Raw genomic sequence first — 23133 nt, forward strand, 5'->3', positions numbered from 1 at the left:
TGCTACATTGTAGCGATGCTACAGAATACAGTCGGTGGCGCCCGCGAACGACTGCTCGCCGCCGCCTTCGAGATCGCCACACGTGACGGTGTCGACGCGGTCTCCACGCGTGCGGTGTGCACCGCCGCACGTGTGCAGGCCCCGTCGCTGTACCACCACTTCGGCGACCGGTCGGGACTGATCCGCGCGGTCGTCGATGCGGCGTTCGAGGAGTACTTCCACCGCAAGGACACCGCTACCCCGGTGGATGACGCGGACCCGCGTGCCCGCGTTGCCGCAGGATGGGACGCGCACATCGCGTTCGCGCTCGCCTACCCGAATCTCTACCCGGCGATGTACCCGACATCGGGCCCGCTGCCGAGCCAGGTCGAACGAAGCAGTGCGCTGCTGCGCGCCGGTTTCGACGAGCTCGAGCAGGCAGGCGCCCTCCGGCCCGGGATCACTGCGGCGCTGGCGACGAACGCGCTGCGCGCCGCCCTACGCGGCGTCGCCCACGCCGTCGCCGCGAACCCCGACAACGGCGACAACGATGCGACGTCCGCCGTCGTCCGCGACGCGCTCATCCATGCGCTCGTCGCGGACCGGGCACATAACTGACTCCTCACCGATCCGGCCCCGGACCGAGCGAGAACCCGCACGATGGAGCAACACCCATGACCGATCTGCTCGCTGGCAAGACCATCCTCATCACCGGCGCCTCGTCCGGTATCGGCAAGTCCGCCGCGCTTCTGTTCGCCCGCGAAAGCGCGAACGTCGTCATCACCGCCCGCCGCAAAGCCGAACTTGACCGTGTCGCCGAGGACATCACCGCCGACGGAGGCAACGTCCTCGCCGTTCAGGCCGACACCACCGACGCCGGCGAACTGCAACGAGCCGTCGCGGCCGCGGTCGAGAGGTGGGGGCGCCTTGACGGTGCCCTGAACAACGCCGGCCGAACCCAGGGCGGCGGCCGCCTCGCCGAGGTCACGTTCGAGACCTTCGACTCCGTCCTCGAGACCAACTTCAAGGGCGTGTGGCTGGCGATGCGCGCCGAACTGCAGGCGATGACCGCGGAGGGCGCCGCTGGTGGCTCGATCGTGAACATCAGCAGCATTGGAGGCACCTTCGGCGCTGCCGGGCAGAGTGTGTACGGGGCGACGAAGGCCGCCGTAATCGCGTTGAGCCGCGCCGCCGCAGCCGAATACGGCCGCGACGGTGTCCGCGTCAACGCCCTCGCGCCAGGCGCCACGATGACCGAGATGATGGTCTCCTGGCAGCAGCGCGACCCGAGCATCGTCGAGCACCTCAGCTCCCTCGCCGCCCTGGGCCGCCCTGGCCAACCGGACGAGATCGCCGAAGCCGCTGCCTGGCTCCTCAGCGACCGCGCAAGCTACGTCACCGGCATGACCCTCGGCGTCGACGGCGGCACCGCCCCCTGGCCGCACTGAGTCGTCCTGAGCGGAGCGGTTCGTGCAAGAACAGGTCGGTCACGGCTACGCCAGCACGACCGCGATCTACACCGGGGTCTCGGACGACTACCGCAACCGGCTGCTGGAGCGGGCCCTGAAGGAACGCCACGGCGATCTGTGGGAGGAGCCGGCCTGATCCGCAAGACGGGCGTCGTCTGGCACCTGCGGCTGCGCATGGCGGAGAAGGGAATGTTCCAGACCTCCGCGCTGGTTCCGCTTCTCGCAGAGAGGGGCGTTCACCTGTCCCGGGAGCAGGTGTTCCGACTGGTGACGCAGCCGCCTCAGCGACTGTCGATGGACACCCTCGCGGCGCTGTGCGACATCCTCGACTGCCAGCCGAACGACCTGCTGGAGGTCAAGGTCGTCAAGACCGCGGGTGAGACGAGGTCGGCGCAGCCGCGACCCCGTCGCACCACGATCCGACGCCCTGACCTGACGTGACCCGGCAGGGCAAGACCCCCGTAGGATCCGGCAACGTCTGCACGCGCTCCTGCCGGGCCTGGACCTCTTGAAAGTGGCGCTTCCCGGATCAGCCCAGGAATGTGGCCCGGTCAATGTCTGTGCCAGGCCCTATCGTGCAGGCATCGTCGTTGAGGAGGGCAACCGTGGGATTTTCGGGCCACCTGGTCTTCGGCCGCAGTGAGCGCTCACTGCTGGAGGCATCGGCTTTCAACGGCATTCACCGGGAGCTGAAGGAGACTGTGCACGCGTGGCCGCCGCGGCCGCAGGGCTGGCAGACACTCCAGCTTGATCACGGCCTATGGGAAGAAGAGGATCTCTGCGCCCTGGTGGAGTGCACCGGGCAGGCGGCTTGCGTCGCTGACGTCTACGACAGCGACGTCGCCCTCGTCACCGGGATGAGCGCCGACGGACAGAACTGGCAAGCATGTCTGAACCTTCAGGTGGCCGCAGCGCTGTGGGCAGAGGAACCCGAGGACTTGTACGACCAGAGCATGTGGGTGAACACACCGGAGTTCAACGAGGCCGTGCAGCGCAAGCGCGCTGAGCTTGACGCTGAGGTGCCGACCTCTGCTCAAGGCGCTCTGGCGTGGGCAGCAGCGGCCGGCGTCGGAGACGCGGCAGGGCAGTCGGAGATCGAGGACCTGCTGCGTTCCCAGCAGACCTTCGTGGAGGAACTGTTTGACGCGCTGCTGGACAGGCTGGGCTTTCCCGAGGCCGCACAGCGATGAGAAACGGCCGCTAGGTCTCAGGAATCAGAGGTTCTCAGCAACGGCGCAGAGCCTTACGCGGTGCCGTGGAAGGTCAACTTCCGCAACCCGCACCGTGGTCTGGTCGCCCTCGCTCACGAGCTGGTCAGGGCTTTCGTCAGGCGTGCTGGTCAGCTCGGAGACGTGGAGAAGACCCTCCACGTCGCGAGCGAGCCGGACGAAAACACCGAACGGGAGGATCTTCGTGATACCGGCACCAGGTCACCGCACCGGCACGCGCCGAGCGCCAGGCGGCCGAGGACCGGGCAGTCGCTGAGATCCGCGCCATCCACGCCGGACACCACGGCGCCGTCGGCGCCCCGCGCGTGCATGCCGAACTCCGCTCGCGCGGGCGGAGGATCAACCGCAAGCGGGTGGCCCGGCTGATGCGCGCCAACCACATCGTCGGCCGGCATCTGCGGCACAAGAAGCGCACCACGATCGCGGACAAGACCGCGCCTCCCGCCCCGGACCTACTGATGCGCGACTTCAGCGCGAAGACGTTGAACACCAGGTGGTGCGTGCACCGACGTTCACGAAGACTGCGGATGACGCGGTGTGAGGTCTGGTAGGGGCGTAGTGGTTCCTGTCCACTGCCCGGCATCGGCGATGGCGCCCCCGGACCTATCAGGCAGCGGCCGCAGTGACGATGCAACGGTGGCTGGCGCACTGCTTGGCTCGCGATGCAGCACCCACCTCACCCCCTGATCGCGGCCCGCACTGCCCGCGATGACGGGTGGTTCACCGCGCCGCTGCGGCGCTGGACGGATGGGCGGAGGCTGAGCTGCCTCACTTCTTGGGCTCTGCGGTGGCCAACTCGCCTTTCAGTAGCAGGGTCTGGGTCCAGACGAGCAGGTCGACGGCGGTCAGGGCCGACTTCAGCCAGGCCGTGTTTGAGCGCGAAGTGGCGGGAGGGGAAGCGGCCGAAGCCGGTGGCCTTGCCGCAGCGGATGCGGTCCTCGACGCGGGTGTGTGCTCGGTGGCGGACCTCCAAGTGCTGCAAGGAGCCTTGGCCGTAGGGAGTGTGGCCCGCCCGGGCACCGGAGATCGGCAGCCACATTACGCAGCCTTGCCTGTCGGCGGACACGCTTCCATCAGCGATCAACCGGTGCCGCCAGGACCGGCGACAGCACCCCCGGATCATCAAGGACAGGGGCAACGAGTCATACCGGCCCTGGAGGCCACGAGCCCGAACCGGGCTCTACGAGGAAGGTAATGGGCTGACCGAGAAGGACGTGGCCGACGCCCTTGGCGTCACCGCCGGTGGCGGTGGGTCAGTACGAGACGCGCGTCTCCCGTCCGCGGCCGGACCTGGGCGAGACGCCGGGCTTGGGTGAGCCGGGCGGGGGCGAACGGGGGTTTCCGTCCCCGGCGCCTTGCCTGTGAGGAGGCGGCGGGGACGGAACAGTGGAGGCCGTGATCGTGCCCCGACCCTACGACAGGGCTGTGTTCAGGCTTCGGGCCAGGCACGGCCGACGGCCGCGTACGGGTCGGGCTGCCAGCTGGTGGGGATACCTAGAGCGGTGGGCGCGTCGGCGATCCCGGCGCCTGTGCGGGGGTCCGCGCCCGGCAGGGGCCGGCAGGCGGTGCGCAGCAGCCCGTACAGGTGGTCGGCGCGCTCGGCGGTGCGGGGCGTGACCTGGGTGCGCAGGCGGTCGTGGTGGGCGAGGAGCAGGGCGGCTAGCCCGGTGACGTGGGCAGCGGCGACCGCGGTGCCGTCGGCCGGCGTGTAGCCGTCACCCAGCGCGGTGGTGATCACCGCTGCGCCCGGGGCGATGAGGTCCACGCCGGGCGCGGTGGGGGTGAACGGCGCCGGGTACGGGCCGGGCCACGGTGGCTGCGTGGCAGCGAGCGGGCTGCTGGTGGGGTAGGTGCCGGTGTGTGCGAGCGCCCCCACCGCCAGGATCCCGGGCAGGGTGGCCGGGTGGGTGAGGGGTCCTGCGGTGTCGCCGGCCGGGGCGATGACGGTGATCCCCGCGGCGTGCGCATCGGCGAGTTTCCAGGCGGCCAGCTGGGACGGTACGGGGTAGGCGAGGCTGAGCTGGGCGATGTCGATGTCGTGGGTGATGCAGTACTCGATCGCTGCGAGCAGGTCGCTGAGGTGCCCGCCGGGAAACAGTTTCAGCGCGTGCAGCTCGGCCTCCGCCGCGATCCCGGCGATGCCGGTGCGGTTGTCCGCCGCCGCGATGATGCCGGCGCACCACGTACCATGCCCGGTCACGTCCACGCCCCAGGTGCCGTCGGTGGCGCCGGTGAAGTCGTGCCCGTGCTGGACGGTGTCCTTCAGATCCGGATGGCCGGTGTTCACTCCCGAGTCCAGCAGCGCGACCCTGATGCCGTGCCCCCGGTAGGTCGGGGGAATCTGATGCAGCCGCATCGCCTGCATGCCCCAGCCGGTCAGCGCCCGGCCCGGGAAGCCCTCGAACGTGTCCGACAGGGCCTGCACCGTAACGACCGCCTCCCCGTTGACAGGTTGGGGGCTACCGGTGCGTGTGGGCCAGTAGCCGGCCAGCGGGCGGACGTAGAGGGCCTGCAGGGTCTCCGGGGTGTCCGTGGCCAGAGTCAGCACCACCCGGCCGTCCGGGCCGGTGACGCCGTGCACCGGCCCGCCGCTGCCGATCGCCCACACGTGCGCCCCGTGCACCTCGTCCTGGTCGCTGCCCATCACGCGCAGCGTGAGCTGCTGGGGTTCCTCCAGGGTGACGGCCAGCATGGGGTCGATCACCGGCGCCGGGCTCAGGCCCACCGGTGGGATCGGGGTGTAGGACAGGGGCTGGTCGGTCTCCACGACCACCTGTGGGTTCGCCGCCAGGGCACGGGCCCGCTCCTGCGGCATCCTCACGACCGCCACCGGCGGGCAGGCCGGGTGCGGCTCGGCGATCGCCCCCAGACCCCGCTGGCGCGACGGCCGCACCTGCGTCAGAAGCTCCACATCGGGGTCTTCCTCCAGCAGCGCGAACAGCGCCGAGAACTCGATCGGCGGCACCCCGTGCGGAAGCAGTCCCAGGGACCGGGGCGCGACCAGGTACCGTCTCCACCCCGCCCGCACACCCCGCCCGTCGGGCTGCGGCTGTGTCTGCTTGGCCGGTTCATGCCGCTGCTCGCCCTGACCGCCCGCCGCACCCACGGCCGACCGCTGCTGCCCAGCCTCGCCCGCCGCGCCTTGCGCACGCGGGGTCTTCCCGCCCTTGCCGCCACTGCCCGGCTTCATGTTGTTGCCGCCTTGCTGTTCACTCATCACCCAACCGCCGTCTCGCACGAAGAAGTCGCCGCACGCCTTGGATCATCAAGCAGCCCGTCGGCCGGGGGAGCGGGCGTGCCTACGTTCCCCCGGCCGACGTGTCACCGCGCCGTCGCTTCGCCAGCCTGGCGCGGCAGCATCGGGCCGGGCAGCGCCCTGCTCGCCCACGGGGAAAAGGGGAGCAAGCGCCGCCCGGCCGAGGGTTCACATGCTCAGCGGCGACAGCTGTCCGAAGCCACCGTGGCCCTGGAACTGGCCGAACGGGATCTGCGGCTGGAGGCCGGGAACCTGCCCGAACTGCGGCTGCGGCCCATGGCCGTTGACGGGGCTCCGGCCGGTGATCTGCGTGAGCGCGGTGTGCACGACGGGTGCGATACGGCGCGCACACTCGGTCAGGACGCTGCTCCAGGCGTGCGGCGGGATCTGCCCCTGCGCCTGGATGGCCATCAGGATCTGCGGGTCCATTCGCAGCTGCTCCACCATCGCCGCGACGGCCGTAGCCGCACACCTGAGCGACACCTCCGTCACCAGCAGCGGCACCTGCTGCTGCAGCACCTGCTGAGCGAACTGCTGCTGGCCGAACTGGTCCCACGGCTGCTGCCCGTACAGCGGCTGCGTGACCGCCGGTTGGCCCGGCAGCTCCTGCTGGCCGTAGGGCTGCTGGGTCTGCGGCTGGCCGACCTGCTGGGGGGTGTAGACCGACATGCGGGCTCCTCCTCGAGTTCTGTGGAAGCAGACGAAACGGCGACCGGCAGGACCCGACCCGCCGCCACCGAGCAGCAAACCACCAACCGGCCAAGAACACATTCCAGGACATACCGCCATGCGACGGAGTCGCCCGAGGGGCGCGTTGACGATCAGTCCAGGGGGCGACGCGCCCTGGTCGTGAGCGACCGGGATGGGGGCCGCTTTCGGCCCGGCCTGCGCCACGCCCCTGCAGTGCGATCGCGTGCGATCAGCGAGGCAGCAGCCGTCCCGTCACTCGCACACCAGCTCGGCTCCCCGTCTGGTGGGTCGCTGTGAGGGCCCAGTCCTGCCTGGTGCAGGTCGTCGGCGAGGCTGCGGTCGTCCGCATGGTGTTTCCAGCGCCTGGAGCAGGGCGCGGGCCATTTCGCCGTTGGGCCAGGCGTCGGTGGGGATCGGGCCCAGCAGGTAGCCGGTGATCCACAGCCGGGCCGGCATCCCGGCCGTGGCGTCCCGCAGTGCCGCGGAGAACGCCGGGTCCGCGGCTGACTCGAAGCCGGAATCCGGCAACACTGCCCACAGGGTGAGAGGCCACAGCCCTTGAGTCGGGGGCCATCCACTGCCGCTCAGTAACACCGGACCCGCCGCACGAGGGCCCGGTACCGAGGTGCATCCTGCCCCGCTTCTGCTTCGACATGGGTCGCGCCCAGAACAAGGACCCCAACTGCCGTCGGACAGATCACGTTGACATGCAGGCAGCAGCCGAACGGCGGGCTGCCCGGACCTCCTGCCCCTCGCCGAAGACCGGCGGTCTGTCACTGTGCGCAAGCGCGTGTCACGCGCGTCGGCCCCGGCCCGGCCCGGCCCGGCCCGGCCCGTGACGTGTCGGGGCTACTTCAAGCGCCGACTGCCTCTCACGCAGGCCGTACGGGTTGATCTCCGTGCACCGGTCGTCGGCCCCGGTCAGGTCGAAGCCCTCTTCCCACTCCGCAGTGTTCAGCCAGTTCACCGGGCCGCCGACCCGGAACTGAGGATGCTCCCAGCAAGGCGCGACCACACAGAACGCGTACACCCGAGGCTGCCCGTCGCCATTCCCGCGCACGAACTTCTCCTCGCAGATGAGGAAATGGCCCATGTCGTCGATCCTCGTGGACCTCCTCCGGCAGGGTGACCACCCGGGTCACCTTGTCGTCGTCCACGTCGACCTCGACCGGACCCACCGCTTCGCCACCGCGGTCCTGCCCTTCGCATCACGTAGTCGGCGGCACGCTACCGGCGCCAAGTCCGATCAGGGATCGGACGCCAGAACCTCACTCTCGGCCACCTGTCACTTCGCCGTAGCTTCGGGAGCCGAAGGCCTGCTTGTGCTTCCACGGCTGTGCGGTGTGCCCGGGAATCGCTCCCGGGCACACCGCACAGCACGCCGCCCTATGTCAGCCGATACCGAAGGGCTGACCCGCCTGGCCGAAGCCGGGCTGCTGGTACTGCTGCGGGTACGGCTGGCCCATCGACTGCTGGCCGAAGCCGCCGCCCCACTGCTGCTGTCCCTGGCCCTGCTGGCTCTGCTGCACCAGCGTCAGGATCGCGGTCGGCAGCGCCTGCTGCACGGACTGCTCCACAGCGCTGCGTACGCCCTGGTGCAGGGTGTGGTGCAGGGCGACAGCCAGGTACGGGTGGGCCTGGTGGGCCAGGCCCTGCTGCTGCAGCTGCTGCTGGACCTGCTGGATCTGCTGCAGCGTCTGCTGCATGCGCTGCGCGATCTGCTGGCTCGCCTGCAGGCAGGCCTGCTGGATCGTCTGCTGGACGACCTGCGCGAGCTGCTGCTGCGGGCCACCCATCTGCTGGCCGAACTGCTGCAGGGGCGGGGTAGCGGTCATCACCGACATGAAGGCTCCATTCGATGCCATGGGGAAGCCGACATAGAGGTATATATCGGCTGTTTCGGAATGATTCCGACGCGCTGAAGCTATGGCGACGTCGCCCCGGCCGCAATCGGGCGAGCCGCTCAGAAGCAAGGAATCCCCCCGATCGGATCCGGCGAGCGTACCGGCCCGCCCCGGCGCGAAGCCTGCGCCCTTCGACCTCGCGGCACTCGACGACGCGGACCTGCCGGAGGCGCTCGCCGAGCTCGCGGCGGCGCGAGCGGACGAGATGGACGCCGACACCGTCAACCTCGAACTGTCCAACGCGCCCAAGGCGATCGGCTGGTGGCAGGCCCAAGGATGGATCACGGCCGACCCCACGCTCGGGATCGAGCGCAGCCCGGCACCGCCGGACCGCACGAAGGCACATCCTGTGCCTGAACATCGAGGAGCTGTTCCCCGCCGACAAGCGCGGGCGGGTCGTCTCCGAGGGCGGGGCGCTCGAGTGGATTCACTGGCAGTCCGGCACCGCCCAGTGCCTGCCCCGGCTCATCGCCGGCCGCACCCACGGCCCGCTCTTTCCCACCGACCGCAAAGCCCCCGCCCGCACCCCGACCCTGGACACCAGCCCGGTCACCGGCCGCAAGGCTGTCCTACCGCCGGGCGGAAGAGATCTTCGAGCAGAGCAGGCGGCTGCCGGCCAACACCCTCGTCGGCCTCGACGACTTCGACGACCTGGAGGGGTGGACACGCCACCGGCTCCGCCACAGCGCGCTGACCCACGATACGGAAGACGGCACCTCAACCCCGATGCTGCTGGCCCGCTCCCGCCATGCCTCCGTCCGCTCCCTGGAGCGGTACGCGCGACCCGGCGTCGACGCGGTCACCCGGCCCGTCGCCTCACGTGGCCCCGCCGCCCGCCGTCGCGGTTGATCGCAGCGGCCTACGGCACGTTTCCGAAACATTCCGGCTAACCTCGCGGTAGTCCACAAATCGCACTGTTCGGTGGCATCATGAGTAATGAATTCCGCATCATGACGATCGTCCGACCGGGCGACACCTGATCCTCTTCCTGCCTGTCAGTACGGGAAGGCGGTGAGCACGTGAGCGACACCGAGCAGGAGCCCACTGCGGCCGAAGGGACAGAGGCGGAGACCACCCCCGAGGAGCCAGCGGCCACGACTGAAGCCGGCCCTGCGGAGGGCGAAGAGTCGGCCCCCGAGGCGGCGGAGACGGGAGCTGAAGAGCCCGCGACCACCGCGGCCGAGGAGACCGGGGCTGAAGAACCCACCCCCGAGGAGCCAGCGGCCACGACTGAAGCCGGCCCTGCGGAGGGCGAAGAGTCGGCCCCCGAGGCGGCGGAGACGGGAGCTGAAGAGCCCGCGACCACCGCGGCCGAGGAGACCGGGGCTGAAGAACCCACCACCGAGGAGTAGGAGAACGGCTGTGCGCGATGGCGGTCGCGCACAGCCACGACGGCAGCTCGAACGCGGGCTCGGGAAGCTCCTTACGCGGAATCGCTGGTGTCCAGCTCGCTGCCCGTACGCACTGGCCGCGCATCCCGCCGCGCAAGGGACGAATCCCCGGACGCCTGCAGCACCGTCGGTGCCACCGTGGACGAGTCTGCGCTGGTCACCTACCGAAAGCGGGCCACCATCATCAGGTCGTCGACGCTCTCCCGTACGAACCCGTCCACGATGCCAAGACCGCTTGGGCGTTCACGCAGCATCACATCGCCCGGCTCTTCATCATCCGTGATCTGCCAGTAGTCCGCCGAGCCGGGGCAACCCGAGAACTCGTACACCCAGTGGCCCACACCTGGTCATGCTGCCGGAAACGAGCACCCTACTGATCGGGCACGAAAGCTGTGGAGTGGAGTCGCCCGAAAGGATGAGACGCGCTGCGCAGGCCGGCGAAGAGGCGACTGGGACGGTGGTCACGCGATGCGAGAGGCGTATCACGCGGGGCTGACCTCGATCAGTGATGGCCTGGTGGAGATCGCGAACCTGGTCGGTTCGGCCACCTGGATCATCTCCGACCTGCTCGCCGAGACCGGTCGGACCGAGGAGGCTGTCGCCGTCCTGGAACCACACGTCCCCACCAACTGCGGCTCTCTGGTGGGCCACCTCATCGACCTCGGCCGAGTCAAGGACACTGCGGCACTCCTTCAGCAGCGCAAATCCGAGCCGGTCGCGTCTGCCTGGACGGGCACTCTCTCCACCGCACCCCCGCTCTGACGCCGCCCTGTCCGGGCCACACCTGTCGGCGGGGAAACCATCGTCAAGCTCCGGTGAGATCGGTCAGACGTCCCTGAGACGGGACCACAGATGGCCTGCCCCGTGATGGCGACCAGGGACTCCGGCTCCTCCTGCATGCCGCGCGGGGAGACGCGGATCCACGGCCCGCCGTGCCTCTTGACGATCGCCACCCCGCCTGTGGTGCCCTCGGCCAAGGCGCGGTCGAAGCGGTCCAGCGAGGCCCGCAGCCTGCCCTGGTCGCCGGCGTCCTGCGGCTGGCCCAGGGCGGCGTAGTGGACGTCCTCGTAGTCGGTGGGCAGGTCGTCGTCCGGGTTGCGCCACCGGTCCGCACCCACCAGCCAGATCCCCCGCCGGCGCAGCGCGTCCCGCAGCGACACCAGCGTGCACGACTCGTCCGGGATGCGCTCGACGCGGCCCTTGTCGTCCACGACCGTCGCCCGCCACTGATCGGGAACCACCCCCTCCAGCGGCACCGTCTCCGCCGGGTCGAAGAACGCGCCCTCCCCCAGCGGCTGCTCCGGGTACCGCTTGAGCAGGTCGACCGCGTCCATCACCAGGCGGTACGCGGTGTTGTTGCACTTCAGCCCCAGCGCTTTCAGCAGCGGCGCGAGCATCCGCCGCCGGTGCGCCGAGTACGACGAGCGCAGCACCGTGCGGACCCGGGCCTTGTAGTGGGCTTCGTTCGCCGCGGCCTCCGCCGCCAGGGCCTTGAACGTCTTCTCCCTGCCGACCACCGGGAACATCACCCGCCGCACGAATGCCGGACGGCTCCGACAGCGCCGCCTCCGGGGCGAAGGTCACCACCCGCAAGGGTGAGCCGTGGATCACTGCGCCGAAGCTGGAGAAGCTGGACGAGCCCACTGGCTCCAGGCCCTGCAGGAGGAGGTCGTACGCCGTTGGGGCGTCCTCGATCTGCTGGACGTGCTGAAGAACGCCGACGTCGCGACCGGCTTCACCGACGAGTTCGCCTCCGTCGCCGCTTACAAGCGCATCGGCCGTGCCACCCTCCAGCGCCGTCTGCTGCTCGCGCTCTTCGCGCTGGGCACGAACATGGGCATCCGCGCGATCGTGGCGACCGGCGAGCATGGCGAGACCGAGGCCGCGCTGCGGCACGTGCGCCGGTACTTCATCACCGTCGACAACCTGCGCGCCGCCGTGACGAAGCTGGTGAACGCCACCTTTGCCGTCCGGGACACCGCATGGTGCGGCCGCGGCACGGCGTGCGCCTCGGACTCCAAGAAGTTCGGGTCCTGGTCCTCGAACTTCATGACCGAGTACCACGCCCGCTACGGCGGCAACGGCGTGATGGTGTACTGGCACGTCGAGAAGAGGAACGTCTGCATCTACTCCCAGCTCAAGAGCTGTTCGTCGTCCGAAGTCGCGGCGATGATCGAGGGCCTGCTGCTGCACTGCACGGACGCCGAGATCGAGTCCAACTACGTCGACACTCACGGCGCGAGCGTCGTCGGGTTCGCCATCACCGAGCTGCTCAACTTCCGCCTGCTGCCGAGGCTGAAGAACATCGGCAGCATCCGCCTGTACCGCCCTGACGACGACCCGCCCGGCTGGCCCGCGCTGGGCGGCTCTCTGACGCGGCCGATCCGCTGGGATCTGATCGCCCCGCAGTACGACCAGATGGTCAAGTACGCCACCGCCCTGCGCCTAGGGACGGCGGAGGCCGAGCAGGTATTGCGGCGCTTCACCCGCGACGGTCCGAAGCATCCCACCTACGCCGCGCTCGACTCGGCCGTGCAGTGCGCACGATCTTCGCCTGCGGCTACCTCGCCAGCCCCGGCCTGCGCCGAGAGATCCACGGCGCGCTCCAGGTCGTGGAGAACTGGAACAGCGCGAACACCGTGCTGCACTACGGCAAGGACGGTGCCCTGACCGGCCCGGACAAGGAGCACGCCGAGACCTCGATGCTCGCGCTCCACCTGCTCCAGTCGAGTCTTGTGCACATCACCACCCTGCTGCTGCAGCAGGTTCTCGCCGAACCGGCCTGGGCGCAGAAGCTGTCGGACGAGGACCGGCGGGGCCCCACCACACTGTTCTGGTCGAACGTCAACCGGCACGGCACCTTCCGCCTCGAAATCGACAAGCGGCTCGACCTGCTGCCTGTGACCGTGCCCGGACCCGTCGAGCGCGTCGAATGTCCGCGCGGATTCCTAGGTCGGCGACGACTCGGCGGATGGACTCAGGAGGTGGTAGCGCGTACGGCGGTCGCGGCCAGGGTGGTGTAGTTCATCGTGAAGCGCCCACCCAGGGAGTCGATGGCGCCCCCGACCGCGTCCAGTATCTCGGCCAGCTGATCGGGACGGAGTTGAGTGAGACCACCGGTGGTGGGTAGTAGGTCCAGCCATTGGTCGCGCGTGTAGGACTGCTCCCAGTCGAATCGCCACTGTTCGGGATCGTTGAACTGTTCGGTCTCGCGGATCTTGTCGGCGAACTTCGCGTACGCCGCCTGGTAGAGGTCGAGCGGACGTCGGGCCGGTTGGCTGTTGAGCGGGGAGTCGGGCGCCGCCCGCCGGTAGGCAGCGGCGAACGGTTCGGCCACCTCAGCAGGCGGCTCGTACACGTGCCCGAAGATCGCCAGCCGTCCCCCTGGACGCAACACGCGTGCAGCCTTCACGGCGCCGGCGACCGGATCCACCCAGTGCCACGACTGAGCGGCGATGACCGCGTCGAACGTCCGACCGGCCGACTGCCAGGCTTCGAAGGCCGCCACCTCGACCTGCAGGCCACGGGCTCGCGCGAAGTCGGCCATCCGCGCATCGGGCTCGACACCGAGCACGGAGCAGCCGGCGGCCTGGAACTGGCGGGCTGCGATGCCGGTGCCGCAGCCGACGTCGAGCACGTCAGGACCGGGGCTTCCGGCGACGATCCGCGCCACCAATGCATCGGGGTAGCCGGGCCGGGCTTGATCGTAGCGTTGCGCGTCCGCGCCGAACGATTCGGCCATCCGCCGGGCCCTATGCGGCTCCGCCGGAGACGGTTCTGGTTGCTCTCGCGGTAGAATGGGCATGCGCCCACCTTAGTGGGCGTGCGCCCACTGGGCAAAGAATGTCAGCGGAGCGACGCACGAGAGGATCTGTAAGTGCCGACTGGGGTGCATCTTCGCGACGCACGGCAGCAGCTGTTCGAAGCCGCCGAACGGGTACTTCTGCGGGACGGGCCGAACGGGCTGACCAGCCGGGCCGTCACCGACGAGGCGGGCTGCGCCAAAGGCGTCCTGCATCGGCACTTCACCGACTTCGACGCCTTCCTCACCGACCTCGTGCTCGACCGGGCCGCGCAGCTTGAGACGCAGGCGAGTGCGCTGCGCGAGTCCGCCGGCACCGGCACGGTGGCCGACAACCTCACCAGCGCGCTGACCACCTTGTTCGGACCGATTCCGGTGGCAATCATCCCGCTCATCACCTTCCGGGACGAGCTGCGCGCACGGCTGCGGCAAGCCAGGCCCGGAGGCGGCATCGCGATCCTTGCCCAGGCCACGACCGCGATCTCCGCTTATCTCGCCGACGAGCGTGAACTGCGCCGCATCGCGGCCGACGCCGACATCGACTCACTCACCCTCTCCCTGGTCGGTGGAGGGCATCTTCTGTTCGCAGACCGCGACCCCGGCCCGCCGGCCACGGCAGTCGTCAACAAGCTCGTGACAGCGGTCATCGCCGATGCTGTGCAACGACGACCGGCTTAGGGCGCGTATTGAGTCGTGATCAAGTGGTGGTCTGAGCGAGGTCTTCGAACTGCCCCACCCGGCGTCCTGGGCTCATGCTTGCCCGCGCGACCAGTCGAGTCCCTTCCCTGGACCGGGAAGGGACTCGTTGGTCGGCCTCGGGACTGGTGGGCTTGTCGCGTATTCCAGCTCGGATCGCCGCGCGACGAGGTCGAGGGCGCTCTGGCCCGCGCCCGCGCCGAGGCCGCAGAACCGATTGTCCTCCGCGGGCCCTCAACGCCCGCTCCCTGACCCGCAGTGCGCTATGCCTGGCCCCAAGAGCCCTCAGGCCATTCGAGATCCAACAACCTGAGGCGCGGATCCGCCCCGGGGAAATTCGCAGATCCTCATCAGGCCGCGACGCTCAACCCCGACGACCCGACGCCGTGCATCACGGAGATATGGGTGGCGCTCGGCCTCGGCTGTCCGAACTCCGAGATGGACAGGCTGTGGGCGGAGATCGTCACGCGTGCCCCACACCACTACGAGGCGCACTTCTCGGCGCTGGAGCGCTGGTGCGCGAAGTGGCGCGGCTTGCAGCGGCTGGCGTTCGACTTTGCCGAGCGGGCGGCGGCGCAGGGGCCTCCCGGTTCGCTGCTGACGGCTCTGCCGCTCATCGCGCACGTCGAGCACGACGAGTCGGACGACACCGAGGCCGACCGCACGCCGGAGATGTGCGCGCGCGTCGACGCGGCGATCGCCGACGCGCGCACCCGCGCCTGCCCGAACTGCGGCACCTGCCGGCGGACTACCTCCACCTGCAGGACCGGAACGAGGCGGGCCTGAGCAGTTCAAGCTGGTCGACGGCTATGTGGACGCGCTGCCGTGGCGGTACCGCAACGACAAGGCCGGGTACTACTGCGGCGTCCGCAACACGACGGCGGCGGCGGTGCGTGTGGGCACCGCAGTGCAATCGCCCATAGGGTGCCTATGGGCATCCAAAACGCCACGGGAAGAGGTGGGCAGGTGGTTGACGTGGATGCTGTGGTCGTCGGCTCGGGCATCAACGGTCTGGTCGCCTCGGCCGAGCTCGCCCTGGCCGGGTGGTCGGTGGTCCTCGTGGAGCGGGCCGAGCGCATCGGTGGATTCATCGCGGCCGAGGAGTGCACGTTGCCCGGCTACGTGCACGACACCTATTCCTCCTGGCACCCGCTGTTCGTCTCCGGCGCTGCCTTCGCACGCCTCGGCCCGCTGCTGCGCGCGCACGGACTGAGCTACTGCAACACCGAGGAATGGGTCACGGCGAGCGTGGCCGACGACGGTCGGGTCACCCTGGCGCACCGGGATCCGGAACGTACGGCGGCGGGCTTCGCGCAGGAGGCCGACCGGGCGGCGTATCTCGCCGAGTTGGAGCGGATCGGCGACAACATGGCTGCGATCGGCGGGCTGATGGGCAGCGAGCCGCGCTCGACCGCGTTCCTGCGCCACGCGGCCGGCCTGTTCCGCACCGGCGGGCGCGCCGGCACCGAGCAGTGGCTGCGCTCGCTGGCCACCAGCGGTCGCGCCTACGCTCGTACCCGGTTCTCGGGGTACGAGGTGGACCATCTGTTCTCCCCGTGGCTGCTGCACGCCGGGCTGGCGCCGGACCACGCGTCGGGCGCACTGATGATGCCGCTGCTCGCCGCCACCCTGCACGGGTTCGGCGTGCCGGTGGTGGCCGGAGGTGCCGGCCGGTTCCTCGACGCGTTCCTGTCGTTGCTCGACTCGCTCGGCGTACGCGTGGAAATCGGCACGCGTGTCGAGACCGTCCTCGTCGAGGACGGCCGCGCCGCAGGCGTGGTGACCGACCGGGGGGTCGTCCGGGCACGCCGGGCCGTACTCGCTTCGGTGACCCCCACCGCGTTGTACGGCAGTCTCCTGCCGGAGTCCGCGGTGGCTCCCGCGGTGCGTGACGCCGCCGCGCGTTTCCGCTACGGGCGGGGCGCGATGCAGATCCATGTCGCGCTGTCCGAGCCGATCGGCTGGCGGGACGAACGTCTGGGCCAGGTACCGATCCTCCATCTGACAGACGGTTCGGCCAGCACCGGCATCGCGTGCGCGGAAGCGGAGGCGGGGCTGCTGCCCAGGCGGCCCACGGTGGTCGTCGGGCAGCAGTACCTGCTGGACCCGACCCGTGTCCCTGCGGGCGCCGCCGCGCTCTGGCTGCAGCTCCAGGAGGTTCCGTTCGCACCTGTCGGAGACGCGGGCGGCGAACTGGACACCACCGAGGGCTGGAGCCCAGCCCTGGCCCAGGGGTACACCGACCGTGTCATGGCCCGGATCGCCTTGCACGCACCTGACGTGTACGACAAGGTTCTCGCGGTCGATGTGATCACACCTGTGCAGCTCGCCGAGCACAACCCGAACGCGGTCAGCGGCGATCCCTACGGTGGTGCCGCGGAGCTGGATCAGGACTTCTGGTGGCGTCCGTCACCCACGTGCGGGCGGCACGCGACCCCGATCCACGGCTTGTGGCACATCGGCGCCTCCACCCATCCGGGCGCGGGCCTGGGCGGTGGTTCGGGACACATCGTCGCCACCACGTTGACCACCCGCCCACGACTGGCGCGCGTCCGCCACCTGCTCGACAGACGCAGAGGCACGTCGGGTCGACAGCCCGCCGACGACGAACCGGGGCGTCCTACTCAAGCGCCGCACTATCCTTGACACAGCCAGAAATCGATGGCCGACGGAAGTCGGTGGCCTGACCCTGTACGGCATGGACGAACCGCAACGCAGGATCCGCGCGCCCCACACAGCGTCCACGATCACCGTCTACCGGGCGTACTCCCCGGAGATGGGCAGCCGTCAGCGTGTATGCGAAACGGGGAATACGGCCCTGGGACCATCCAGCCTTCCAGCCAGCCCGTGAGCCCTCGGGCGAGGGACAACGTAGTGGGGGACCAGGACGCAACAGTCGTTGGGATCCCAGTCCCAGATGCGGCCTTCGGCGGTACTGAAGTCGATCATGGTCCACATGCAGCAGCCGCGGTCCATGATGAGGCGCCTCCCAGCGGCCGGCACTGCCTGCGGCCTGCAGTCCCGCTCGCCCAGGTCAGGGCTTCGGCCTGCATCTGCTCGGCCGAGGTGAACTGCCGCCCGGTCCAGAACGAGTCGTTACGCCCGGCGGTGCAGCGCAGGTGCATCGCGGAAGCCGATGCCGCTTTCCCGAACAGCTCGACCTCCGTGGTGGCGCTGGACGCCTCCCACTCGCCGTCCCTGCCGATGCCGGACCAGGTTGCGGACATCGTCACCAAGCCGGGCTGACACGTTTTCTGAAGATCGCTTTGCGGGACGGCGTGGACCCCGCTCATTCGGTGCCAAGCTCGGCGAGCGCTGCCCGCCGCTGGGCGCATTGCACGCCCGGCGAGGGCAGCGGCTCCCCCTGTTTTTTCAGGGGAGGAGTTGCGCCCAAGTGGCTGGCTGCTTATGGCCGTCCAGCCGGTCGCCGAGGTCGTCTCGTCCTGTCGGACGCCAGGGCCGATGGCGGGTGGCCGGCCGTCGGGTTCGGTCTCGACCGGGTCGGTCAGCTCGATTGAGGCAATTCTTCACTCGGCGCCTGTGGGTTAGGGCGATTCGTCGTCGATGAGATGTAGGTGGTGGTCGGAGTACGCCGGAAGCGGCCGGGTGACACGCCGTACTCGCGAGTGAATGCTCCGGAGAAGGCGAACTCTGTCGAGTACCCGACTTCGCGAGCAATCGTTGCCAGCGTGGCGTCGGTCTCCCGGAGCAGCCGCGCACCGAGACTCAACCGCCAGCTGATCAGGTAGGACATTGGTGGCTGGCCCACTCCTGCGGTGAAGCGTCGGGCGAACACCGTGCGGGGTAGCCCAGCCACCTCGCTCAACCGGTCTACCGTCCACTGCTGCTGCGGGTTCTTGTGGATTTCCCGTAGGACGGCGGCAATCGCGGGGTCGTCAGTTCGTGACCACTCGGCCGAGCCGTACTGCTCGTGCCACTGACGGAGCGTGTGGACCAGGATCAGGTCCAGCAGCGCGGGGAGCGTCGCCGCCGTGCCCATGTACGCCTCGGAGGCATCCGTGCTGAGGAGGTCGATCAGGGCTCGCATCTGAGGTAGGCGGTCGTAATCCGGCGACACTGTGATCAGGTCGGGCAGGGCGCGGAGGTATTGCGGGGTGCGGCCGCGCTCTAGGTGGTAGACGCCGCACAGGAACTCGAAGCCGAACGGCCCCGGCTTCCGCGGAACGGGGCTCGTCACTACCGGTGACAGGTCTTTCAGCATGCAGGGGACGTGGCTGAGGCCATGTGCGGCACCGGAGGTGATGAGCACGACATCGCCCGGTTTCAGGGGGGCCGGTTCCTCGTCTTCGGAGATCAGCCAGCAGGTGCCGCGCAGGACGACATGGAAGCCGATGCCGTCGAAAGGGGGGAACCGAACGCCTTGGGAATCGGACTGTCTGATCACACGGCTGCCGGGCTTCCCGACCCGAACGGTGCGGACTACCTCACTCACCAGGTCCATGTAGCCGATTTTAGCGGTGCCGTAGTTCAGCCTCGTATGAACCGGTGCGGCTCGCGTATGGTCCGGTGCCGCGGCCGGTGGTTAGGTTTGAAACATGATCGATTATGCTCCCGAGCACAAGACGAGCGAGATTCTCCGAACCCAGGCGGAGAAGGCGGAAGCAGCGGATCGACCCGCCATGGAGAGCCTGGACGCGCTGCGCAGAGACGGGGTTTTCGCGTTGCGGACACCGCGGGAGTACGGGGGAGCCTGGGCAGGTGCGGAGAGCGTGGCCCGGTGCCTGAGCGACCTGGGCCGGTCTTGCCCGTCCACGGCCTGGATCGCTGGTACGTGCGTGACCTCGAAGAACCTCGCTGTCAGGAGTTTCCCGGATTCGTCGGTGCGCGAGTCTCTCTTTGCCGACCCGGACGTGCTCTTCTGCGGGTCAGGCGTTCCCGCCGGCCTGGGCGAGCGCGTGCCTGAAGGCGTCCGCGTCAGTGGCCGCTGGCTGAATGTCTCGGGGTGTGAAGACGCGGTCTGGGCCGGACTTGCCCTGATGGTGGAGGGCAAGTTTTCGTTCGCTGCCGTACCGGTGGCAGATCTGACTGTCGAGCGGACCTGGCACATGGCCGGTATGCGCGCCACGGGCAGTCACACCCTGGTCGCTGAGCACGTACTGGTGCCAGCCGAGCACGTCATGCCCGCAGCCCCCTTCCTCGTGGAGGACATGTTGCTCTACGCAATGACGGCGCTGGGCCCTGTGGTGGGGGCTGCCAGGGGCGCACTCGATGCGATCGACGCGATGTTCGCGTCGGACAGGAAGCCGTTCATGAGCGCGTACTCCCGCATGGGTGAGTCCTCTGGGGCCCGGCAGTGGTTGGCGGAGGCGACCCACCTGGTGAATCGTGCTGAACGGACCATGTTTGCGATCGCACGGGCCGTGGACGCCTCCGACGTGTCCGAAGCCGACATGCCCCGTCTGAAGATGGAACTCGCGGACGCCGGCCGTGACTGCCGGGCCGCGGTTGAGCGCATGCTCGACCTGCATGGTGCGAGCGGATTCAACACCTCCAACGTGCTTCAGCGGTACTGGCGGGATCTCGCCGTCGCCAGCCGTCACCCCCACCTCAACCCGTACCTTGCGGTCGAATCCTTCGGTACGAGGCTGGTCGAGCGCCCCTGAGCGCCGCGAGCCCATGAGGCAGACCCGTCCCATTCACTTCACCCGCCGAGACCTGACTGGCCACGCGAAGTGACCCTGTTGATGCGGGGGTTCGGCGCCTTGTCCGCCGGTCTCGATCAGCGGCTGGACGACCCGGGAGGCCCGAGGTCAGCCCTTCCTGATCGGTCCGGCGGGCGAGTACGACGTGGCGTTGAACCGCTATTTCCCGGTGTGGCCCGCGTCTTGATGGCGTCCTGCCGGGTGGTGTAGTTGATCAAATCGCCTAAATCCGCAGGTCGGCGGAGGTGGCTGCGCGCGACCGGGCGTTCAACTCGCCTCAGCAAGGCGCCTCGTGGACCGTCGCTTCTTCGAACGTACGTGGGGCCTTGAACCGGAACGCGTAACGCTTGATCCGCTACACCACGACGCGGGTCACGACCCGCGTCTTCACCGTGGAACACGCAGGCGGCGCATGCCTCCAGGACGGCCTTCTGCCGGCGACCAGACGATCCTCTGACCGTTTGTCGCCGTGAGGTACGCCACAGGGCTGGCGGAGAAGCACCGCGCACCGCGATTCGAAGGGCGTGCACGCCCAGGTCGCGAGCTCGGCACCGTCGGCAGTCGAAAATCTCGCGGCCGCGCGACGGCGGTGGCCGCGCGCGGCGGTGCCGGACACATCCCTCCGTGTCCGAGCCCGTGACGTCGTCGGTGCGGCTGCTGCTACGTGGAAACGGCGCCCATCCCTGCACGGAAACCGCGCCGAGCTCCACCACGTCACAGCTGCTCACCGAAGCACCTCTGTGAGCCAGGTGAAGGTCGCGGGGTTCCTTAGCACCCGCGGATAGGCGTCGGGGCCGTCGGCGACGACGGCCGCACGCGTGTAGAGGAACGCGTCGCCAGAGAGGCCCCGGTCGTATTTCTGGAGGTCCAATCAGTACAGCGCCCAGGCCAAGTGCTCGGCGAATCCGGTTACCAAGGACACCGGTCCGGCCGTCAGCCGCGCGGTAAGGGCCGTCGCGAGGCGGTCGGCATCAGGGTCAGGCCCGGCCGGTCGGAACTCTTCGAGCAGCGCCCAGAACGCGTCCTCTTCCATGCCGGCCATCCTGGCACTCGGATCTGGCAGCGGGAGACTGTCGGCTGTCGCGAAGGGCGCACCACAGGCGCGCCAGATAGAGCGGTGAATCACCGTGAATGCAGACTCCTCTGACGAGGCCGCAGCCCGGCCGTTCGCCCGGGTCAGCACTCAAGCCATCCGCAATCGACCGCAGCTTCCCAAGTTGTCGTTCAGCCGAGGCGTCACGGCCATCAAGGCCAAGTCCTGCCCTACGGGACATGCGAGTGTCTACGATCCCTGTCCAGCTCCTCGAAGCCTGGGATCGAATAGCCCTGCAGGCCCGGACCCTACTGGGTGAAGTGGACATCACGGAGTACGAGCAGGTGTCGCGGGACCTGAGCCACTCGGACACGGGCATCGACCTCTTGGAAACCCGTGTCCTTCCCAGAGCTCCGTCAGCTGGCACATCGTCACGAACCGGACACCACTCGACTTTGCCGAAGCCCTGCCCCAGGGAGCGGCGCCTTTCTGCTGTGGCGGTCAGACGAGACCGACGCACTTTGCCCGAACGTGAGGAGCATGATCACGGCGAAGGCGAGAACCGCGCTGCGCTCGCCACCCTGGGGTGCGCGCCATTCGAGGGCGAGGGCGCATTCGCCCCACCACCGGGTGCAATCCGCCGTCCCTTTGGTCGCGGTGGGTTTCGCCGACGTCGTCCGCCTTGCTCTTGAGGAGGAAGGGGTCGGACTCCAGCCCACAGGCCGGGCAAAAGTAGCGGTACGGGCCGAGCACGATGCCTCCCCCTGGTGGGCTCGGGCGGTCAGGACGCTTTCACGGTAGCGGCGGCACGGTATGTGACGCACAGCTCCGCCCGTGTTCGAGGCGTTATCGAACGCCGCCGGCCCTCGCAATCACGGGAACGCCGGGCGTCAGCTCCCCGCCATCGGGCCGACCGTGGTGGTGCCGTGTGCCCTGCGCAGACGCGGGCTCCTCCGGTGGTGGTGTGTCGTCGCGCCGGCCATGAGGGCGATGCCCAGGCAGAAGATGAGCGCCAGTGCGAGGCCAGAGCAGAAGATGGCGAGCGGTCCGAGAGTGGCGATGTGGTGTCCGAGTACCGACACGGCGTAGTCCGGGCCGCCGGACAGGTTGTCGGCGATCGCCAGGGCCGTGAAAGCGCCCGCTGCCGCAAGGAGGAGCAGTCCGAGGAACCGCATCCGATCCACCTCCTCAGGAAGTCGTTCTGTAGTACGTCTACCTGCGACACGACGATTTACACCACGCCCGGGCGATGAGGTGTGGCGCCCACCGGGATCAGTCGCGGTAGTTGGCCGCGAGGCCGTCACGGATCCGGGCGACGCCACTGGCACCTCGCGCTGCCCGGCTGCCATGGCGCTGCGCTCGTGTGCCAGGACGACGGCGTCCTGGTGCCGTGACGGGCTCGACCCTTGTCCGCTGGCACGAAGGGCATCTTCAGGCCGTTGCCGGAGGCTTCGAAGACGGCTCTGTGCTGCTGGCCGGACCGGACGAGGAGCCGTGGGTACTGTCGGCCTCAGGTGCCGCGTTCGGTGCCGGCGAAGGCAACCCCTGGGCCTATGCCGGCAGCCGCGAGCTGAGCGACCTGCTTCCCGCACTCTCGGCCGGCAACGTGTACTTCGGCAACCCCGCGCTGTTCGCCGGAACGCTCGGCCTGCTCGTCGACGGCGCCGCACCCATGGGCTCGGTCACGGTGTCCAACGCCCTGACCCGCAATTGCGGGTACTGGCCAACAGTCTTCCGGCCGGCAGCGTGCTCCGGGTGGTGCAGGGCACCGTCGACGGCGCCGGCCCGTCCGTTCCGGAGCCCGGAACGACCTTCCGCGAGTTCGCGTCCTCCGACCTCGCCAAGGGCTACCTGGACCTGACGATCGACACCAACGCGCCCCGGTTCGTCCGGGTCGAGGTCCGCAGCGCCACGGGAGAGGCCATCGCGCTGTCCAACCCGGTGTGGCTGCTGCGCGGCGACCCGGCCGGCGGCATCCCGGCCGGCCGCCAGGTGCGCTGACCGCGGCAACCGGGAGCACT

24 protein-coding genes and 5 pseudogenes are annotated in these 23133 nt (G+C 69.3%); 14 read left to right on the plus strand and 15 right to left on the minus strand.

Annotation, left to right across the window (positions count from 1 at the left end; translation table 11 throughout):
* The first annotated feature begins 15 nt into the window (after positions 1-15).
* From IEZ19_RS38835 to IEZ19_RS38855, 5 genes and pseudogenes are all read left to right on the plus strand, one after another.
* Entirely contained in the window at positions 16-597 is a 582-nt protein-coding gene (locus IEZ19_RS38835; RefSeq protein WP_189316104.1) for a TetR/AcrR family transcriptional regulator, read from the plus strand.
* Positions 598-653: 56 nt separating this feature from the next.
* Positions 654-1427, plus strand: coding sequence for an SDR family NAD(P)-dependent oxidoreductase (locus tag IEZ19_RS38840; RefSeq protein ID WP_189316105.1), 774 nt, complete (start codon positions 654-656; stop codon positions 1425-1427).
* Positions 1428-1440: 13 nt separating this feature from the next.
* Positions 1441-1584: pseudogene (locus tag IEZ19_RS38845) on the plus strand (tyrosine-type recombinase/integrase); the annotation flags it as partial.
* Positions 1581-1889, plus strand: coding sequence for a helix-turn-helix domain-containing protein (locus IEZ19_RS38850; RefSeq protein ID WP_189316134.1), 309 nt, complete (start codon positions 1581-1583; stop codon positions 1887-1889). The pseudogene IEZ19_RS38845 and the gene IEZ19_RS38850, both read left to right, overlap by 4 nt.
* 164 nt (positions 1890-2053) lie before the next feature.
* Positions 2054-2638 carry a hypothetical protein gene (locus IEZ19_RS38855; RefSeq protein WP_189316106.1) on the plus strand — a complete coding sequence of 195 codons (585 nt, stop codon included), beginning with the start codon at positions 2054-2056 and terminating at the stop codon, positions 2636-2638.
* Positions 2639-2662: 24 nt separating this feature from the next.
* On the opposite strand, the gene IEZ19_RS38860 is transcribed toward IEZ19_RS38855, so the two are convergent.
* Complete coding sequence (locus IEZ19_RS38860) at positions 2663-2818, minus strand: S1 RNA-binding domain-containing protein (RefSeq protein ID WP_229841306.1); 156 nt, start codon at positions 2816-2818, stop codon at positions 2663-2665.
* Between the two features lie 47 nt (positions 2819-2865).
* Between IEZ19_RS38860 and IEZ19_RS38865 the strand changes: the two are divergent.
* Positions 2866-3177, plus strand: a pseudogene (locus tag IEZ19_RS38865) (IS3 family transposase); the annotation flags it as partial.
* A 271-nt stretch (positions 3178-3448) separates the two neighbouring features.
* On the opposite strand, the pseudogene IEZ19_RS38870 reads toward IEZ19_RS38865, so the two are convergent.
* The 6 genes and pseudogenes from IEZ19_RS38870 to IEZ19_RS38895 form a co-directional block, all read right to left on the minus strand.
* A pseudogene (locus tag IEZ19_RS38870) lies at positions 3449-3689 on the minus strand (IS1380 family transposase); the annotation flags it as partial.
* 417 nt (positions 3690-4106) lie between these two features.
* Positions 4107-5894, minus strand: coding sequence for a S8 family serine peptidase (locus tag IEZ19_RS38875; RefSeq protein WP_189316107.1), 1788 nt, complete (start codon positions 5892-5894; stop codon positions 4107-4109).
* A gap of 207 nt (positions 5895-6101) precedes the next feature.
* Complete coding sequence (locus IEZ19_RS38880; protein WP_189316108.1) at positions 6102-6602, minus strand: hypothetical protein; 501 nt, start codon at positions 6600-6602, stop codon at positions 6102-6104.
* A gap of 273 nt (positions 6603-6875) precedes the next feature.
* The gene (locus IEZ19_RS38885; protein ID WP_189316109.1) at positions 6876-7154 is read right to left on the minus strand and encodes a hypothetical protein; all 279 of its coding nucleotides are present in this window, start codon (positions 7152-7154) and stop codon (positions 6876-6878) included.
* Positions 7155-7416: 262 nt separating this feature from the next.
* Positions 7417-7716, minus strand: coding sequence for a hypothetical protein (locus IEZ19_RS38890; RefSeq protein WP_189316110.1), 300 nt, complete (start codon positions 7714-7716; stop codon positions 7417-7419).
* Positions 7717-8014: 298 nt separating this feature from the next.
* A complete protein-coding gene (locus IEZ19_RS38895) occupies positions 8015-8467 on the minus strand; it encodes a hypothetical protein (protein ID WP_189316111.1) in 453 nt (150 codons plus the stop codon).
* A gap of 1079 nt (positions 8468-9546) precedes the next feature.
* Between IEZ19_RS38895 and IEZ19_RS38900 the strand changes: the two genes are divergently transcribed.
* On the plus strand, positions 9547-9879 hold the full coding sequence (locus IEZ19_RS38900; protein WP_189316112.1) for a hypothetical protein: 333 nt from the start codon (positions 9547-9549) through the stop codon (positions 9877-9879).
* Between the two features lie 200 nt (positions 9880-10079).
* On the opposite strand, the gene IEZ19_RS38905 is transcribed toward IEZ19_RS38900, so the two are convergent.
* On the minus strand, positions 10080-10247 hold the full coding sequence (locus IEZ19_RS38905) for a hypothetical protein (protein WP_189316113.1): 168 nt from the start codon (positions 10245-10247) through the stop codon (positions 10080-10082).
* 139 nt (positions 10248-10386) lie between these two features.
* Here IEZ19_RS38905 and IEZ19_RS38910 point away from each other — a divergent pair, with 139 nt between their 5' ends.
* Positions 10387-10680 carry a hypothetical protein gene (locus tag IEZ19_RS38910; protein WP_229841307.1) on the plus strand — a complete coding sequence of 98 codons (294 nt, stop codon included), beginning with the start codon at positions 10387-10389 and terminating at the stop codon, positions 10678-10680.
* Here the strand turns inward: IEZ19_RS38910 and IEZ19_RS38915 are convergent.
* Positions 10611-11447, minus strand: coding sequence for a hypothetical protein (locus IEZ19_RS38915; RefSeq protein WP_189316114.1), 837 nt, complete (start codon positions 11445-11447; stop codon positions 10611-10613). The two genes, IEZ19_RS38910 and IEZ19_RS38915, sit on opposite strands and share 70 nt — an antisense overlap.
* 175 nt (positions 11448-11622) lie before the next feature.
* Between IEZ19_RS38915 and IEZ19_RS38920 the strand changes: the two are divergent.
* A pseudogene (locus tag IEZ19_RS38920) lies at positions 11623-12941 on the plus strand (Tn3 family transposase).
* Here IEZ19_RS38920 and IEZ19_RS38925 read toward each other — a convergent pair.
* A complete protein-coding gene (locus IEZ19_RS38925) occupies positions 12896-13723 on the minus strand; it encodes a class I SAM-dependent methyltransferase (protein WP_189316115.1) in 828 nt (275 codons plus the stop codon). The pseudogene IEZ19_RS38920 and the gene IEZ19_RS38925 sit on opposite strands and share 46 nt — an antisense overlap.
* Before the next feature lie 72 nt (positions 13724-13795).
* Between IEZ19_RS38925 and IEZ19_RS38930 the strand changes: the two genes are divergently transcribed.
* From IEZ19_RS38930 to IEZ19_RS38940, 3 genes and pseudogenes are all read left to right on the plus strand, one after another.
* On the plus strand, positions 13796-14398 hold the full coding sequence (locus IEZ19_RS38930; RefSeq protein WP_189316116.1) for a TetR/AcrR family transcriptional regulator: 603 nt from the start codon (positions 13796-13798) through the stop codon (positions 14396-14398).
* Positions 14399-14767: 369 nt separating this feature from the next.
* Positions 14768-15311, plus strand: a pseudogene (locus tag IEZ19_RS38935) (hypothetical protein); the annotation flags it as partial.
* Positions 15312-15382: 71 nt separating this feature from the next.
* A complete protein-coding gene (locus tag IEZ19_RS38940) occupies positions 15383-17062 on the plus strand; it encodes a phytoene desaturase family protein (RefSeq protein WP_229841308.1) in 1680 nt (559 codons plus the stop codon).
* A gap of 299 nt (positions 17063-17361) precedes the next feature.
* On the opposite strand, the gene IEZ19_RS38945 is transcribed toward IEZ19_RS38940, so the two are convergent.
* Both IEZ19_RS38945 and IEZ19_RS38950 read right to left on the minus strand, forming a co-directional pair.
* Positions 17362-17643 (minus strand): hypothetical protein, encoded by a 282-nt coding sequence (locus tag IEZ19_RS38945; protein WP_189316118.1) that lies wholly within the window; start codon positions 17641-17643, stop codon positions 17362-17364.
* A gap of 278 nt (positions 17644-17921) precedes the next feature.
* Complete coding sequence (locus IEZ19_RS38950) at positions 17922-18878, minus strand: AraC family transcriptional regulator (protein ID WP_189316119.1); 957 nt, start codon at positions 18876-18878, stop codon at positions 17922-17924.
* A gap of 94 nt (positions 18879-18972) precedes the next feature.
* On the opposite strand from IEZ19_RS38950, the gene IEZ19_RS38955 reads away from it, so the two are divergent.
* Positions 18973-20040 carry an acyl-CoA dehydrogenase family protein gene (locus IEZ19_RS38955; RefSeq protein WP_189316120.1) on the plus strand — a complete coding sequence of 356 codons (1068 nt, stop codon included), beginning with the start codon at positions 18973-18975 and terminating at the stop codon, positions 20038-20040.
* A gap of 763 nt (positions 20041-20803) precedes the next feature.
* Here IEZ19_RS38955 and IEZ19_RS38960 read toward each other — a convergent pair.
* The 3 genes from IEZ19_RS38960 to IEZ19_RS38970 all read right to left on the minus strand — a co-directional run bounded on the left by IEZ19_RS38960 (position 20804) and on the right by IEZ19_RS38970 (position 22287).
* Positions 20804-20950 carry a DUF4240 domain-containing protein gene (locus IEZ19_RS38960; RefSeq protein WP_189316121.1) on the minus strand — a complete coding sequence of 49 codons (147 nt, stop codon included), beginning with the start codon at positions 20948-20950 and terminating at the stop codon, positions 20804-20806.
* Complete coding sequence (locus IEZ19_RS38965) at positions 20951-21112, minus strand: DUF4240 domain-containing protein (RefSeq protein ID WP_189316122.1); 162 nt, start codon at positions 21110-21112, stop codon at positions 20951-20953.
* Between the two features lie 890 nt (positions 21113-22002).
* A complete protein-coding gene (locus IEZ19_RS38970; protein ID WP_189316123.1) occupies positions 22003-22287 on the minus strand; it encodes a hypothetical protein in 285 nt (94 codons plus the stop codon).
* 580 nt (positions 22288-22867) lie between these two features.
* Here IEZ19_RS38970 and IEZ19_RS38975 point away from each other — a divergent pair.
* Positions 22868-23113, plus strand: a complete 246-nt coding sequence (locus IEZ19_RS38975; RefSeq protein ID WP_189316124.1) for a hypothetical protein — start codon at positions 22868-22870, stop codon at positions 23111-23113.
* Positions 23114-23133: the final 20 nt, after the last annotated feature.

Origin of the sequence: Streptomyces brasiliensis (genome assembly GCF_014647875.1) — a bacterium.
Lineage (GTDB): Bacteria > Actinomycetota > Actinomycetes > Streptomycetales > Streptomycetaceae > Streptomyces > Streptomyces brasiliensis.